This window comes from Thermomicrobium sp. CFH 73360, from assembly GCF_023806465.1.
Classification (GTDB): domain Bacteria; phylum Chloroflexota; class Chloroflexia; order Thermomicrobiales; family Thermomicrobiaceae; genus Thermomicrobium.
The window spans coordinates 1-15,298 of record NZ_JAMSLS010000015.1 but is presented as its reverse complement, the minus strand read 5'-3'; the positions used below and the strand labels follow the sequence as shown (position 1 = coordinate 15,298).

17 protein-coding genes are annotated in these 15,298 nt (G+C 60.7%); 3 read left to right on the top strand and 14 right to left on the bottom strand.

Annotated elements, in window-relative coordinates:
* Window positions 1-458, bottom strand: a 458-nt coding sequence (locus NET03_RS13160; protein WP_503008235.1) for a D-alanyl-D-alanine carboxypeptidase family protein, incomplete at its 3' end; no start/stop codon positions are given.
* 155 nt (window positions 459-613) lie between these two features.
* On the opposite strand from NET03_RS13160, the gene NET03_RS13155 reads away from it, so the two are divergent.
* Window positions 614-1,822, top strand: coding sequence for a DUF362 domain-containing protein (locus NET03_RS13155; protein WP_252129354.1), 1,209 nt, complete (start codon window positions 614-616; stop codon window positions 1,820-1,822).
* Here the strand turns inward: NET03_RS13155 and NET03_RS13150 are convergent.
* From NET03_RS13150 to NET03_RS13130, 5 genes are read right to left on the bottom strand one after another with little or no spacing between them, the layout of a single operon-like run.
* Window positions 1,788-2,393, bottom strand: coding sequence for a GNAT family N-acetyltransferase (locus NET03_RS13150; RefSeq protein WP_252129353.1), 606 nt, complete (start codon window positions 2,391-2,393; stop codon window positions 1,788-1,790). The two genes, NET03_RS13155 and NET03_RS13150, sit on opposite strands and share 35 nt — an antisense overlap.
* Before the next feature lie 4 nt (window positions 2,394-2,397).
* Window positions 2,398-3,147: a lysophospholipid acyltransferase family protein gene (locus NET03_RS13145; protein WP_252129352.1), complete on the bottom strand. Its 750-nt coding sequence runs from the start codon at window positions 3,145-3,147 to the stop codon at window positions 2,398-2,400.
* A complete protein-coding gene (gene cmk / locus NET03_RS13140) occupies window positions 3,098-3,826 on the bottom strand; it encodes a (d)CMP kinase (RefSeq protein ID WP_252129351.1) in 729 nt (242 codons plus the stop codon). Before cmk ends, NET03_RS13145 begins: the two co-directional genes overlap by 50 nt.
* The gene (locus tag NET03_RS13135; RefSeq protein WP_252129350.1) at window positions 3,774-4,610 is read right to left on the bottom strand and encodes a pseudouridine synthase; all 837 of its coding nucleotides are present in this window, start codon (window positions 4,608-4,610) and stop codon (window positions 3,774-3,776) included. The genes cmk and NET03_RS13135 overlap by 53 nt, the downstream gene beginning before the upstream one ends.
* Before the next feature lie 3 nt (window positions 4,611-4,613).
* Window positions 4,614-5,741 carry a D-alanyl-D-alanine carboxypeptidase family protein gene (locus NET03_RS13130; RefSeq protein WP_252129349.1) on the bottom strand — a complete coding sequence of 376 codons (1,128 nt, stop codon included), beginning with the start codon at window positions 5,739-5,741 and terminating at the stop codon, window positions 4,614-4,616.
* A gap of 81 nt (window positions 5,742-5,822) precedes the next feature.
* On the opposite strand from NET03_RS13130, the gene hisC reads away from it, so the two are divergent.
* Window positions 5,823-6,911, top strand: coding sequence for a histidinol-phosphate transaminase (gene hisC, locus NET03_RS13125; RefSeq protein ID WP_252129348.1), 1,089 nt, complete (start codon window positions 5,823-5,825; stop codon window positions 6,909-6,911).
* 20 nt (window positions 6,912-6,931) lie between these two features.
* Window positions 6,932-7,540: an imidazoleglycerol-phosphate dehydratase HisB gene (gene hisB / locus NET03_RS13120; RefSeq protein WP_252129347.1), complete on the top strand. Its 609-nt coding sequence runs from the start codon at window positions 6,932-6,934 to the stop codon at window positions 7,538-7,540.
* A gap of 5 nt (window positions 7,541-7,545) precedes the next feature.
* Here hisB and rph read toward each other — a convergent pair whose 3' ends face one another.
* From rph to NET03_RS13080, 8 genes are all read right to left on the bottom strand, one after another.
* Window positions 7,546-8,277, bottom strand: coding sequence for a ribonuclease PH (gene rph / locus NET03_RS13115; RefSeq protein ID WP_252129346.1), 732 nt, complete (start codon window positions 8,275-8,277; stop codon window positions 7,546-7,548).
* Entirely contained in the window at window positions 8,274-9,626 is a 1,353-nt protein-coding gene (locus tag NET03_RS13110; RefSeq protein WP_252129345.1) for a replication-associated recombination protein A, read from the bottom strand. The genes rph and NET03_RS13110 overlap by 4 nt, the downstream gene beginning before the upstream one ends.
* 16 nt (window positions 9,627-9,642) lie before the next feature.
* Window positions 9,643-9,924 (bottom strand): hypothetical protein, encoded by a 282-nt coding sequence (locus NET03_RS13105; RefSeq protein WP_252129344.1) that lies wholly within the window; start codon window positions 9,922-9,924, stop codon window positions 9,643-9,645.
* Entirely contained in the window at window positions 9,921-10,778 is an 858-nt protein-coding gene (locus tag NET03_RS13100; RefSeq protein WP_252129343.1) for a DUF5656 family protein, read from the bottom strand. The genes NET03_RS13105 and NET03_RS13100 overlap by 4 nt, the downstream gene beginning before the upstream one ends.
* Window positions 10,772-12,067 (bottom strand): MGDG synthase family glycosyltransferase, encoded by a 1,296-nt coding sequence (locus NET03_RS13095; RefSeq protein ID WP_252129342.1) that lies wholly within the window; start codon window positions 12,065-12,067, stop codon window positions 10,772-10,774. The genes NET03_RS13100 and NET03_RS13095 overlap by 7 nt, the downstream gene beginning before the upstream one ends.
* 83 nt (window positions 12,068-12,150) lie before the next feature.
* Window positions 12,151-12,780 carry an L-threonylcarbamoyladenylate synthase gene (locus tag NET03_RS13090; protein ID WP_252129341.1) on the bottom strand — a complete coding sequence of 210 codons (630 nt, stop codon included), beginning with the start codon at window positions 12,778-12,780 and terminating at the stop codon, window positions 12,151-12,153.
* 3 nt (window positions 12,781-12,783) lie between these two features.
* Window positions 12,784-14,652, bottom strand: a complete 1,869-nt coding sequence (uvrC, locus tag NET03_RS13085; RefSeq protein ID WP_252129340.1) for an excinuclease ABC subunit UvrC — start codon at window positions 14,650-14,652, stop codon at window positions 12,784-12,786.
* Between the two features lie 18 nt (window positions 14,653-14,670).
* Window positions 14,671-14,934 carry a TFIIB-type zinc ribbon-containing protein gene (locus tag NET03_RS13080; RefSeq protein WP_252129339.1) on the bottom strand — a complete coding sequence of 88 codons (264 nt, stop codon included), beginning with the start codon at window positions 14,932-14,934 and terminating at the stop codon, window positions 14,671-14,673.
* Window positions 14,935-15,298 lie beyond the last annotated feature (364 nt).

The window sequence follows — 15,298 nt, the reverse complement described above, 5'->3', positions numbered from 1 at the left end:
AGCCGCTGCGCGACGAGATTCATCTGCCGGACAAACCGTTCGACCGAGGCTTCCGAACTTTCCCCGGGCAACGCACTCAAATTGCGCGCAATCACCATGGACGCGTCATTGCCCGAGGCAAGCAAGAGGCCATACAGGGCCGTTTCAAGTGTGAGCTCGTCACCAGGCCGGAGCCCCATCGATGCTTCGCCGACGAGATCCTGGGGCTGGACATGCAGCACCGTATCAAGCGGGGCAAGATCAACGGCAGTCAGCGCTGTCGCCAGCTTGGTCAGACTGGCCGGAGCACGCGGGACATCGGCGGCCTTCGCATACAACACGCGTCCCGTCTCTCCATCAAGTGCGAAGGCGGATGCCGCCACCAGCTGTGGCTCTCCGGTTGCCGCCTGAACCACGGCACCTGGAATCAGCAACCAGCATGACAGCATGGTCACTAGGAAGCATGCGCGTACCCCCACCGACGCACTCCTCCACGTCAGGAATTACTCTCCATCGCTCTGACTACTGGGCACATCCTAGCAGCCCGAGGGTGTACGGACAAGGGATCTTCTGACGAGTAGCAGCCTCCGCTCACCCGTGCTAGCATCATCCTCAACGGAATTGGAGGCGACGGATGGCCGACTTCCCTGGGAAAGGCAAAGTCGCAGTTCTCCGGACGACACCAGAAACGGTTCTCGCTGACATCGGGCGGGCAATGGTGATGGCGGGATACCGTGAGGCCCTGCCCCGGGATCGCGAGACGATTCTGAAGATCAACATCACTTGGGATACCTGGTATCCAGGCTGCTCGACAACTCCATGGCAACTCGAGGGAGTCATCCGGCGGCTGAAAGCTGACGGTTACGGTCATCTCATCGCGGCCCACAATCGTACGGTTGTCGTCGATGCGTATAAAGGCGAGCGCAACAATAAGCACAAGTACGTTGTAGAGAAGTACGGAGTGGAGAATATTCACCTCTACGAGCCACACGTAGAGTGGGTACCGTACGAGCCAAAGGGTGAGCTCCTCGTTCTCCACAAGATCTTTCCCGAGGGAATCCGCATTCCGAAACTGTTCATCGGTCGCAACATTATTCATCTCCCGACCGTCAAGACTCACGTGTTCACCACCATAACCGGCGCGATGAAGAACGCGTTCGGTGGCCTGCTGAACGAGCGGCGCCACTGGACCCATGCAGTGATCCACGAGACGCTGGTTGATCTCCTGACGATTCAGCAAGAGATCCATCCGGGCATCTTTGCGGTCATGGACGGAACTTTTGCTGGAGATGGCCCCGGACCACGCGCAATGCGGCCGCACGAGAAAGACATCATCCTTGCCAGTGCTGATCAGGTGGCGATCGACGCGATGAGCGCCAAACTCCAGGGGTTTGACCCGCTCTCGATTCCGTTTATCAGGATTGCCCACGAACGTGGACTAGGGGTTGGTGACCCACGCGACATCGAGGTTGTTGGCGAGGACATCACCAATGAGTCTTGGGGGTTCGTCGCTGGAGACACGTTTGCAAGTCGCGGACAAAAGCTCATCTACCACGGTCCTCTCAAGCCTTTCGAGAACCTGCTTTTGCGCTCGCCGCTTGTTCCCTGGTCGTACGTCGCGTCGAACGTCTATCACAATGTTTATTGGTATCCAGTGCATGGCAGACGACGCGTCAAGCAAGCCCTCCAGACGAAGTGGGGACAGCTATTCCTCAGTTACGATGACGGGAAGGTCGTGCTACCTGGTCCGGATCTGGTGGGAACGGCTTTCGTCTTGGGGAGCCTGGGCGCGCTCGTCATGGGGTCGATCAGCGCCCTCCGCTGGTTCCGCAACCGTCGCTAGCTCGGTCGAGCACCGGGAGGCCGAGCAGTCGTGCCGCAGCAGTCACACGCTCTGGTGGGCCCACCGGCACGAGGGCGAGCGAACCATTGTTCAGGCGCACGATCTGGACAACGATCTGGAATCCGACTTTGGCAATCCCCCGCGCTGAAGCAACATTCGGAGCGTCATAGCCGATCCAGAAACGTTCTCCGTCTTTCTCCATTCCCAGGACGGCCCGGAGCAAGCGTGGATAGATTCCACGCCCTCGCCAGTCGGGGTGCGTGAAGAAATCCCAAAGGTAGCGATCACCAGGAGGGAGCACGAGTGAGAGACCGAGCGCGCCGATCTCCGCCCTGCGTGTCGCGACCCAGCCGTACGCGACGGCCTTGCCGTTGAGGAGCGCAACATATGGGCGGTGGCCATTTCGGCGCCGATCCTGGAGTTCGCTTGCCTCCGAATCGGTGAGCGATTGGAGGAGCTCGTCCGTGGCGTCGGGAATAACTTCCCAATCCGAGAGAGGGCTGAGCAGTGCGAGCGGATCACCTCGCCACCACGTGCAAAACGGACCAAGAACTGCCAGAGACAAACGCATTTGCTCAGCTCGTCTCGACTGTGGAAGGTTCCCGGACGACGTTGCGGTCACGCAAGCGCTCGCGATACAGCCCCCGGTACTCCTCTGGCAACAACTGCGCGATCGCCAGCATCACATCGTCCGCGATCTCCTCTGGTGATCGCTCCCGACCATCTGGGGTTTGGAGCTTGACGGTGATAGGGGCCCCAATCCGTACCGTCACGCGTGGCCAGCCGCGCATGGGCTTTCGTCCCTTCGCCCCATTGAACGGCAAGACTTCAGTTCCCCAAATCGCGACGGGTAAGACCGGCACGAACGGGTTGCGGCGGATCAAAAGCCCAACCCCCGGGTGGGGCAGCTGGAGTTCACCGGTGATGCTTCGTGTCCCTTCTGGGAAGATCCCCACCAGCATCCCCTCGTGCAAGAGCCGCTCCGCGTGACGTAAAGCTTGTCGATCCGGTCTCCCTCGGTCCACAGGAAACGCCCCCGACTGCCGCACGAACCACCGGACGACGGGCACAGTGAAGAGCTCCTTCTTTGCCATGAACAAGACTGGACGGGTGAACGCAGCGATGATGAGGACAGGATCCGCATTGTGGAGATGGTTGGCGGCAACGATCGCTGGCCCGATCCGTGGCACGTGTTGGAGTCCCTCAATCCGAAAGCGGATCAGAAGTCGCAACAATGGCACTACAAAAAGTCGTGCCGTAAGAAAAATCAGCGTTTTAATTTTGCGGCGTCGTGACAGACGCCACGCTGTGGGAATCTGCTCCATGCTCGGCACACTCACATCGCTCTCGGACAATCGCGAGCACTGCCTCGACAACTTGCTCAATCGTCCTATTATCGGTATCGATGATAATCGCATCGTCAGCTGGACGCATCGGCGCAACGGCACGTGTTGCGTCCCGACGATCACGCTCCGCCAGCTCGGCGATAAGCTCGTCGAGCGACTGCACAATACCACGCTTGGCAAGATCCCGTTGCCGCCGCCGAGCTCGTTCCTCAAGAGAGGCATGGAGCCAGATTTTCACCGGTGCATCGGGCATAACGACTGTTCCGATGTCACGTCCCGCCATGACCACGCGACCGTTGCGCGCGAGTTCCCGCTGGAGACGAAGGAGCGCTTGCCGCACCGGTGGGTGAGCAGAAACCAGCGACGCCAGACGATCGATCTCAGATGAGCGAATCACCCAGGTGACATCACGCCCATCCAGCCACACGTCGTAGAGTCGGCCATCATCGATCGATGGCGGACCGACCCGGAGAGACAGTGTCTCCGCGAGTTGAGCAAGTCGCCCAGCGTCGTCCGGCGGAATCCCCTGTTCCGATGCGACGAGCGCAAGCGTCCGGTAGACGACACCCGTATCGAAATACAGCGCGCCCAGCCGTCGCGCGACCTCAGCGCCGACGGTGCTCTTTCCTGATCCGGCCGGGCCGTCGATCGCCACCACGAACTGGCATTCTTTCCCGACCACGACGCTCCCGATCCCTTCGCACCTGCTCACTCGGAGTTTCGGGTAAGCCGACCGCGCGGCGCAACATCGCAAGTTCGCCCGGCGTCAGGTCACGCCATTGGCCTGACGGCAAGTCACCAAGACGGAGCGGGCCAACGCGCACCCGATGCAGCCGCAAGACGGGATATCCCACTCGCTCGAAGACGCGCCGGATAATCCGATTTCGGCCCTCGTGAATCACCACACGATAGACCATACCCTCGGGTTCAGAGCGAATCGCCTCCAGCCGTCGGATCGCCACCGGGCGCCCGTCCACCGGCACCCCCCGACGCAAGGCTTCCTCAACGTCGCCCGGGGGAAACCCGTCAACGAGGACCTCGTACTCCTTCTCGAGCTCGTAGCGAGGATGCGTGATGCGATACATTAAGTCCCCATCATTCGTGAGGAGCAGTAAGCCGGAAGAATCTCGGTCTAAACGGCCAACCGGGACCACGCGCTCTGGCACTTGAACGAGATCAAGGACTGTCTTTCGCCCCAATTCGTCCGCGGTCGTGGTGATGTATCCAACTGGCTTGTGCAGTATGATGTACCGTCGCGGCTCCGGTCGAAGCAGCTTGCCGTCAACTCGGATCTCTTGGCGCTGCGGATCGACCTTTGTCCCGAGTTCCCGCACGACGACGCCGTCAACTGTGACGCGGCCGGCGCGAATCAACTCTTCTGCCTTCCGCCGCGAGGCCACACCATGTGCGGCCAGAACGCGTTGCAATCGCTGCTCACCCATCGCTCACGCTCGCTCGCTCATCGGTCCGAAGCCGAGCTGGTCAACGCGAACCAGCGGTACAGCGACCAGGTCGACGATTCCAATGCGCAATCGTACCGTACCAACTGTTCCCCACGCAGCGGGACGATAGGTGACGTCGAGTTCAACATCCTGAGCACGGTCAGCCGGGACGACAACCGTCGGCGTGAGTGCCGGAACGATGTGGAATTTCCGTAGCACCGCAAGCTCGGGGAAGCTGCTCCCATCGAGCGTCAGCCAATGATAGTGCTGATCGAGCCAGCTGAGCAGCACCTGCGCATCTTGGTACCGATCCTGACTTCCAAGAATCACAAGCACCACGATGTCATGACCGCGGCGAACGGCAGCGACAAGGCATTGCCCTGCCGCCGGACTCGTACCGGTCTTCACACCAATCACGTCGGACGCAGCCAGAAGCTGGTTCGTATTCGTCAGTGTGACCTTCCGTGCCTGGGGACCGTCGATTTCGATCTCGATGGACGGGGCCGCGACGAGAGCTGCGAGCAACGGGTCGGACAGGAGATGCATGGCAGCGATCGCCAGGTCACGGGCAGTCGCCACTTGCCCAGGAACATCACGGCCGTCCGGCGTGAGAAAGTACGAGAAACGAAGCCCAATACGACGCGCTTCCTCGTTCATCGCAGCCACAAACGCCGCTTGAGGAGTCTCCCCACCCGTCGCGACCCGCTCACCGCCAGTACGCGCTAACGCCAGAGCTGCGTCGCCGGCAGAAGCGACCAGGAGTGCGCCAAGCAGGTCGCGAACTCGAAGTCGATCACCGACTTGAAGACCAGCATTCGAGTAGATCGCCGGATCCACAAGGTCACCCGGCTGGATCATCACCCACTCATCCGGAGTAAGCACGCGCCGTGCAGTCAGTGCGGTGATGATCTTCGTTGTACTTGCCGGTGGAAGCGGTACGTCCGCGTTGTCCGACCACAACGCTACTCCTGCTGTGATATCGACTACGAAGGTGGCACGGGCTGTGACTCCAGGGGTAGCGGTCAGCTGTGTTCCGGTATTCTCTGCTACACCAACCGATCTCTCGGGTGCAGCAGTCACGCCGGGAGTGGCCCACATGACGAGCGCCAAGGCGAGCACGGTGGAGAGCATCACACAGCTCACCGCTTGGCAAGCACGCCGCTCCCGAGGATACTCTTCCGGCCAGGTATGGTCGCGACGGAGGAGGCGAGGGTGGAAACGAAAAGGTCGGTGCAGTTGAGAGCAAGCGCAGAGAACACGGTTGAATATCTGCCGGTAGAAAGTCGCGAGGCGATTGCCGAACGATTGGGCGTACCACCAGAATTGATCGCCAAGTTGGACGCCAATGAAAATCCCTATGGTCCACCACCTTCTGTCACCACAACGTTGGCCTCGCTCACCGACCTGCATCTTTACCCCGATCCTGACCAGCGACGCGCACGGGCCGCACTCGCAGCCTACACCGGAGCTCCGGTCGAGCGCATTGTGCTCGGCAATGGGTCAGACGAACTGATCGATCTCCTCTTGCTCGTGTCGATCGAACCAGGCGACGAGGTTATCGTTCCTGTACCAAGCTTCGGTGTCTATCTATCTCGACCGCCACTGTTTGGGGCCCGCGTCGTGACAGTGCCGCGTCTGTCTAACTTCGATCTCGACGTTGACGCAATCGAAGCGACGGTTTCCTCCCGGACAAAGCTTGTTTTCCTTGCCTCGCCGAATAATCCGACCGGCAACCTGGTTACACCTCAGCAACTGACCCGGATCCTCCGCACAGGGACACTCGTCGTCTTAGATGAAGCGTATTACGAGTTTGCCGGCCAGACACTGCAACGGTTCGCCGACGAATTTGACAATCTTGTCATCTTACGTACCTTCAGTAAGTGGGCGGGCCTCGCTGGTTTGCGGATCGGGTACGGCATCTTTCCGCCTCGCCTCGCGTCAGCGTTGTGGCGGGTCAAGCAACCATTCAATGTGAGCGTCACTGCGCAGGCAGCAGTCGTGGCTGCGCTGGAGGACCGCTCCTGGCTGATGCAGCGAGTGATGCAGATCCGCCTCGAGCGTGGTCGGCTGTATCGCGCGCTGCGACGGTACCCATTCCTGACACCGTTCCCCTCCCACGGAAATTTCATCCTCTGCCGCATCCACGACGGGCGCGCGCACGAGCTTCATGCGCACCTCCTGCGATCGGCAATCGTGGTGCGTCGGTACGACGACGAGTGGCTCCGCGATTATCTCCGCATCACCGTCGGTACCCCTGAGCAGACTGATCGCATCCTGGCTGCGCTCGACGCATTCCGATGAAAGGTGGGAGGAGCGACCGTATGACCGAACAGCGACGAGCAAGTGTCGAGCGCACAACAGCAGAAACGACCATTGCGCTGGAACTGACGGTCGATGGGACAGGGCACACCAGTATCGAGACCGGAATTGGCGCCCTTGATCACTTTCTTACGCTCTTCGCGCGACACGGTCGCTTCGATCTCACAGTTCGCGCGCGTGGCGACTTGCACGTGGATGCACACCACACTGTCGAGGACGTCGCGATTTGCCTTGGCCAAGCACTGCGCCGGGCCCTCGGCGACTGGCGTGGTCTGCGACGCATGGGAGACGCTGCTGTGCCGATGGATGAGGCGCTGGCGCACATTGCCATCGACCTCAGTGGCCGCGGCATCTTTATCCACCGCGACCCCTTTCCTGCCGGCGCCGTTGGACAACTTGAGTGTGACCTCGTGCGTCATTTTTTGGAGACGGTGGCTCGCGAGGCTCGTATCACGATCCATGTGGTGAAACTCTACGGGCAGAACGCACACCATCAGATCGAGGCTGTCTTCAAGGCGCTCGCCCGTGCACTCGACCTCGCCACCGAACTAGATCCACGCATTGCTGGGCAGGTTCCGAGCACAAAGGAACACTTGGAAATCGAGAGTTAACGAAGTTAATCGAGACGGAGTGCCCGTCGCTGTGCCACCATCAACTCACTAATTCCTCGCTCGGCAAGTTCCAGCAGCTGATCAAGGCGCTCCCGGCCGAACGGCTGCCCTTCTGCGGTGCCTTGCAACTCGACAAACTCGCCGCGATCCGTCATCACGACGTTCATGTCCACTTCGGCGCAGCTATCCTCGGCATACTCGAGGTCGAGCCGCTGCTCGCCTCCCACAATCCCAACGCTGACCGCCGCAACTTGTCGGACGATCGGTAGTCCTGGCAGATGCCCCGCACGGACAAGCCGGTCCAGCGCGAGATACAACGCCACCCACCCTCCGGTAATGGCGGCCGTCCGTGTCCCACCATCAGCCCGAATGACATCGCAGTCAATAATAATCGTCCGCTCGCCGAGCGCCGCCAGATCCACCGCGGCACGGAGAGAGCGCCCAATGAGTCGCTGGATCTCGGCGGTCCGACCGCCCGGGCCGGCCCGCTCGCGTGGAATTCGTTCGCGTCCGCTTCGCGGCAGCATTCCATACTCAGCGGTGATCCAGCCCTGGCCGCTCCCAACCAGAAAACCTGGGACGCGCTCCTCAACCGTCGCGGCGCAGAGCACATGCGTGCCGCCAAGCATGATCAGCGCCGAACCCTCGGCATACGGAATGTAGTCCGGGACGATCTCCACCGGCCGGAGCTCGTCGTTCGCGCGACCTTGCCGGACAGGCGTTTCTGCCTCGTTCACTGCTGCCCCTCTCCTGAGCCGAAGCGCTGGGATTCAGCCTCGCGGCGTGCGCGGATGGCCGCCAAGCGTTCCCGCAACCGGGATTCCCAACCACGCTCTGTCGGCTCGTAGTAGCGACGACCTCGCAGACGCGGCGGCAGGTATTCTTGCCGTCCGATCGCATCCGGCTCATCATGGGGGTACTGGTAGCCTGCTCCCCATCCAAGTTCTCGCAGGAGTTTTGTCGGCGCATTCCGTAGGTGGAGCGGCACCGGATCGTTCCGTGTCTCGGCGACGTCCCGGCAGGCCGCCTCATACGCGCGGTACACTGCGTTGCTCTTCGGGGCGAGCGCCAGGTAAACCGCCGCTTCAGCGAGCACCAAGGCCCCCTCAGGCATCCCGACAAAGTGCACCGCCTGCTGGGCTGCAACAGCAACCACGAGTGCCTGGGGATCTGCGAGCCCAATGTCCTCACTCGCCGCGCGCACAAGACGGCGCGCGATATACAGGGGATCCTCACCATTTTCGAGCATGCGGGCAAGCCAGTACAAGGCTGCGTCTGGATCCGAACCGCGGATCGACTTGTGCAGTGCTGAGATTGCATCGTAGTGGGCGTCTCCGGCGCGATCATACACGCTCGCTCGCCGCATTGCGGCACGACGGACAATGTCAGGAGTGATGATCCCCTTCCGTGCCCCAGCAGCCGCCAGTTCGAGCGTGTTGAGCGCCATCCGCGCGTCACCGTTCGCCAAATTGACAAGGAGCTCGAGAGCCGCCGGTTCCAGACGCAGATTTAATCCTCCAAGACCACGCTCACAATCAGCCAACGCGCGTTCCACAAGTGCCCGAATGGCCTCGTCCGAGAGCGGCTCGAGCACGACCACACGACAACGCGAGAGAAGTGGTGCATTCACTTCGAACGATGGATTCTCCGTTGTCGCGCCGATAAGCACGATCGTACCGTCTTCCACAGCCGGCAACAGTCCGTCTTGCTGTGCCCGATTGAAACGATGGATTTCGTCAATGAAGACGATCGTTCGTTGACCGTGGCGAGCCAGTCGCTCGCTCGCCTCTTGGACAGCTCGCCGAACATCAGCGACCGTCGCACTCACTGCTGACAGGGAGACTACCCACGCCCGCGTCTGCTCCGCGATGATGCGCGCGAGTGTCGTCTTCCCGCAGCCGGGTGGGCCCCAGAGGATGAGCGAGACAAGCCGATCCTGCTCGATCATTGTGCGCAGCAAAGATCCCGGACCAACCAGGTGCTCTTGCCCCACGAACTCATCCAGTGAGCGTGGGCGCATCCGCTCTGCAAGCGGAGCAACCTGTCGCAGTTGTTCCCGCCGGTGCACTTCGAAGAGGCCCTCCATCTTCCTTGCCCGCTCGCTAATTTGGCTGTGCCCATTCAGAACCGGGGGCTCCCAACTCCTCGATCTGCCGCTCTAACTCCGCGAGTTCCTGCTCGATATCCGCTGGGAAACTCATCCCTTGAGCTCGAAGTTCCCGAACCAGCGTCAATAGGTCCTCGTAATCCGGTTCTGCACCGAGCTGTTCCTGCAGATCCGCAAGCGACGCCAGTCCACGCTCCTCGAGCTCCTCGAGGAGTTCCTCGAGGGCATCCATTCGCATCAACAGCTCGTACAGTTCCGCCTCGTCCGCACTGCTCACAATCCACCTCGCGTTTGCAGTGTTCCCCACACAATGACGACCACAGCGATCGCGGCCATCGTGCCGTACTCGAGAGCGGTACGCCAGGTCAGCGTTCGCTCACTTCGCGCGAGCACCAAACCCGCCAAAAAGTGGAAGACAGCCAGGAGCGTTGCTCCACCCAACCACCCTGTTGCCGGCCAGTAATTGAGCACCCACGTTGCTTCAGCTAATACAAGCCCACCCACCATTGCGTAGAGGACACGTCGGTCCAGCTGGACGTCTTCTCCTTCCGTCAATTGAAGCAAGAAGATCCCAGCGAGCAGGAAGATAGCGGTGGCAGAGTATAGGCTCCGCAACTTGTGCACGTAGACCATCGCGAAGGCGACGAACGCAAGCCCATACAGCAGGACGGTATGGGCGACCCGTCCGACCGTCCGTGTCCTCGACTCGGCACTATAGAGAGCCAGTCGAGACAGCTGCCCGACCAGAAGTGCAATGAAGCCAAACAATACCACCGCCATTCCGGCCAACGCATTGTTATAGGCACATAAGAGCAAAGAGCCTGCAGCCAGCGTTGCGAACGGAAGTACCCACCCTGTCGGCCACTCTGGTACGGGGTCATAGCGAATTGCGCGTCGAGGCGCGGTCGCAGCCGCAACCTGCGGAATTCGATCCAACACTTGGAAGACAGCCGCTCCAAGAACCCACACCGCCAGGGCGACGAGCCAGAACGTGCGGCCCTCAGGAGTCAGCAGCGGCACCGCACCGATTGGTGGCCGTTCCCTCGCCGCCAGGAACGCCAGCCCAGCGAGGAGTGCAGCGCCGAGGAGGCTACCCGCGATCATGCGAGTGACAAGCGGGCGCATCACCATCGATGGCCATCCGAACCGAGTCTCACATGCTTCTCACCACTCAGCACCCATTCCGACTGGCCGACTGTCGGACGAGAACGTGGTGTGTGTCCATCCAACAACTCGAAAATCGCCTCTATCGCTGGCACAGCCTCCTCATCGATGCGCGGTACAGGAAGCGGGACACTTCCGCTGGCTGCCCGGCGCAACACGTCTCGCAGTTCAGCGCTGCTCCGAATCCAGCGTGCCACTCCCGCCCGCTCCATGGTGAGCGCATTGAAGACCCCATGCCCGGTTATCGGTCGATACATGATGATTGGAAGCCGGCTCGCAATTGCCTCAAGGCAGGTTAAACCACCAGCGTTCTGGATGAGACAGTCCGCAGCAGCCATCAACGCGGGAAGTTCGTCAGTCCAGCCCAGAATCCAAACCGCCGGGTGACCGGCATACTCTTTTTGCAGACGCGTCGCCAACTCGCGATTGCGCCCACAGACAACCACGGTGCGCACACCGCAGGCCACCACATCGCGAACAATGAGCTCGACACGCCCAATTCCCCACGCGCCAGCGACGATGAGCGCGACAAACTCCTTCGGTGCAAAACCGTACTGCTGCCGTAATACCTCGCGGTCCCGGGGCGCCAGAAACGTCGAGCGCACCAACGGCTGCATGATCCGGACACTGCCAGTCACATCGTCAATCTGAGCGGCGGAGACCCGAGAGGGAACAAGGTGAAGATCGATGCCCGGGGCAGCCCACAACCGATGGACACCATAATCGGTGATGACTGCAACCGCGGGCATCTGCAGTATTCCTTTTCGACGAAGAACACCGAGCGCTTGCGTAACCAGTGGATAAGTCGAAATCACAAGCTGTGGTTGCAAAATGCCGACCAACGTGCGGAACGCTTCCCCACTCATTGTCGCGTAGATTCGCCGCCACATCTTGGCAAAGAGGCGTCGGTGTGACGACCAGAATTCCCAATCATAGAGCCACGGGGTATACCGAAGTTGCACCGGGTACGACCACGCAAAATAACGGCTCAGCAGGGGGGTCGCAGAGGCGAATCCGTCGAGTACTGCCACACTGTATCCGGCCTGCTCGAGTTCTGCACGGAGCACCGCCGCCGCAGCATTGTGCCCACCCCCAATCGATGCTGAGAGGATCAAGACTCGCGGCCCCTGGCCAGACAACTGCAGCGTGGTAGCCATGCGGCGCAGCGCGCGATGGTGCTGACGCAGTCGAGTCGCGCCGCTTGCAGCCAGTACTCCGGCAGCTCCCATTGCAAGCAGTAATTCCTCAAGGACCATCGCCAACACCATCCCTCACCACTTCGCATCGCGGCCACTCCTCGAACGGCAGTCTGGCCACCGGGAGCGCTAACGTCAAGAGATTAGCGATGGCGTTCCTGTAATACTCGCTCGATGAACTCCGGTGACAGTGCTCCATGCCGGAGGACGCGGAGTGTCCCCTGCTCCAACGCCACAACTGTCGACGGAACTCCACCGGGAGTCTGTCCCCCATCGACATAGAGATCGACCGCGTCGCCGAGCGCTGCGATTGCTTCGTCGACGGTGCATGCCTCTCGTTCGCCAGAGCGGTTCGCCGAAGTCGTCGCCACTGCCCCGTCAGCAGCGCGAATAATTGCCAGCGCCACGGGATGATCCGGCATGCGGAGCCCGACCGCCCCAGTGTCACGGACAATTTCTCTTGGCAACCACCACTGGGCCGGAACCACAATCGTGAGCGCTCCTGGCCAAAAGCGGCGTGCAAGGAGCTGTACCTCCTCCGTAATCTCACTCGCCAACCGCTCCAGTTGGTCCATGTCCGCAATGAGAACAGGAATTGGTCGATCAAGTGGCCGCCCCTTGACCACGTACAGCCGCGCGACGGCATCTGGTCGATCCACTGCCGCACCCACCCCGTACACGGTGTCCGTGGGAAAAACCACAAGGCCACCCTCACGCAACACGCGCGCCGCCTGCTTGACGGCATCGGGTTCCTCCGCGCGAACGACTCGCACTGTTCAGTTCCCTCCTTCTCCTAGTTCGCTCTTGATCCGCTCAGCAAGGGCACGACTGATACCAGGTACAGCGGCAATCTCGTCGACGCTCGCCCGGCGGATTCCTTCCACTGACCCGAAGCGCCGCAAGAGCTCCCGTCGTCGGCGTGGACCGATCCCCGGAATATCGTCCAGTGCCGAGCGCAATGTGGTCCGCGTCCGGCGTGTTCGATGGAAAGTCACAGCGAAACGATGTGCCTCATCGCGGACGCGCTGGACCAGGAACAATGCCTGTGAGTCTCGCGGCAACACGATTGGCTCACGACGATCAGGGAGGTACAGTTCTTCGTGCTCTTTGGCTAATGCAGCAATCGGAAGATCCAAACCAAGCTCGGCCAGCGCTGCCCGCGCCGCGTGGAGCTGTCCCTTCCCACCATCGATCAGCACAAGATCCGGCAGCGCCTGCCATGCCTCCGTCTGTTCGGCACTCAGAGCTCGGCGGTATCTCCGAAGCACCGCTTCGTGAATCGCCGCGAAATCGTCCTGCCCTTCCACCGTCTTGATCTGGAATTTCCGGTAGTCGCTCTTCTTGGGCTTACCATGTTCGAACACCACCATGCTCGCCACGACGTTTGTTCCTTGGAGTTGGGAGACGTCAAAGCATTCGATGCGCCGCGGGAGACGATCCAGTGCGAGCGCTTCGGCGAGCTCCTCAAGCGCGAGCGTAGTGCGCTGCTCGTCATTGAGCCAGCGCACCCGATGCTGCTCGAGGTTCTGGACAGCGCTCTTCGCGATCATTTCGACCAGTTCCCGGCAAAGCCCCTCAGTTGGGACAACAACCTCTACCGGTCCACCGCGGCGCTGGCTCAGCCACTCGGTGATCGTCTCCATTTCCTCCAGCGGATAGTGCAGCACCAATTCGGGGGGAATACTCGATGCTTGCGCGTAATACTGCTGGACAAACGAGGTGAGGATCGCGCTCGGCGGGTCGTCGATTCGAGCCCCTGTCATGAGGTAATGCTCCGAGCCGAGCAACTTGCCGTTGCGTACAAACCCAACCTGCACACAGGCATCACCACCTGCGCTCTGGGCGACCGCAAGCACGTCGAACGACTCATCAGTACCGGTTACGACCTTCTGTTGCTGGAGAACATGCTCAATCGCCCGGAGCTCGTCTCGCAGGCGTGCTGCCCGCTCGAACTCCAACCGTTCGGCTGCTACCTCCATTTCTTGGCGAAGCCGCCTGATCACATCATCCGCCCGGCCTTCGAGGAAAAGCACTACATTTTCGATCACTGCGCGGTACTCAACAGCCGTGACCGCGCCAATACACGGTCCCACACACCGCCCAATGTGGTAGTAGAGGCAAGGACGAGCTGCCTGACCGGTGATCTCGATATCGCAGGCGCGGTATGGGAAGAGCCGCTTCAAAAGATCGAGCGTGCGGTGGACAGCCCCCGCGCTGGGATAGGGCCCAAAGTACCGACTGCCGTCATGGACAACTCGCCGCGTGGCAATCACTCGAGGGAAGGGCTCATTGGTAATTCGGATAAATGGGTACGTCTTGTCATCGCGAAGCATGATGTTGAAGCGTGGGCGATACCGTTTAATCAGCTCGTTTTCGAGGATCAATGCTTCGGTCGGTGTATCGGTACGAATCACCTCAAAGTCGGCGACCTGTTCGACAAGTTCGCGCGTTTTCGCATCCATGCTAGCCTGCGAGCCGAAATACGAACGTAAGCGACTCCGCAACGAACTCGCCTTCCCAACGTAGATCACCTGCCCGCGAGCGTCCTTCATCAAGTAGACCCCAGGGGCCGCCTCGACTGCTGCGAGACGCTCACGCAACAACTCACGCTGTCGGTGTGCCGAGGTCGCCACCTTCTTCACCATGTGACGATCGCTCACTGGTCAATCGAAATCCAAAATCTCCTCGAGGAAGTGCCGGAATGTCTTGCGCTTGCGCTTCCCATACCACTCTTCTTCATCTTCGCGTTCGGAAACCCAACGCGAAGAGGCAGCTCGGTAATACATGCTCTCGGCACGCACGAGCTGTTCCAGCTCACCGCGGTCCAGAAAGATCCCACCGCACTCCTCACAACGCTCGAAGACGACTCCGTTCCGCTCCACCGTCTGCATTCGGCCTAAGCATTTCGGGCAGACTAAAGTCGCCACGTCGCCCTCCTACCGGCTCTGGTCAGCCGACGTGCACGTTCCAGCATACCACTGTTTCCCTGCGCTACTGTCGAGCACAAGCGAGCAATCCCGCTGCAGGCCTGTTACGGGCCTTACGTCGCTGTTCCATACTCCTGAACGAGCAACTTGCGAGATTATGCCTAAAAGATTACACTGCCGAGAGCACGGGGAGCGACTCCAGGGGAGCGCTGTCCGGGATGCCGTAAGCCGCCGCCTCTGCGGCGGCTGAAAAGGAGGCCGGCCACGTTCCCCCTATCCGCGTGCGGTGCGAGTAGTCGCCGTTTGGACAGGGAGGCAGTATCCATGGCGAACGGAACTGCGCGGAACCTCCAAGAGGTGCTTG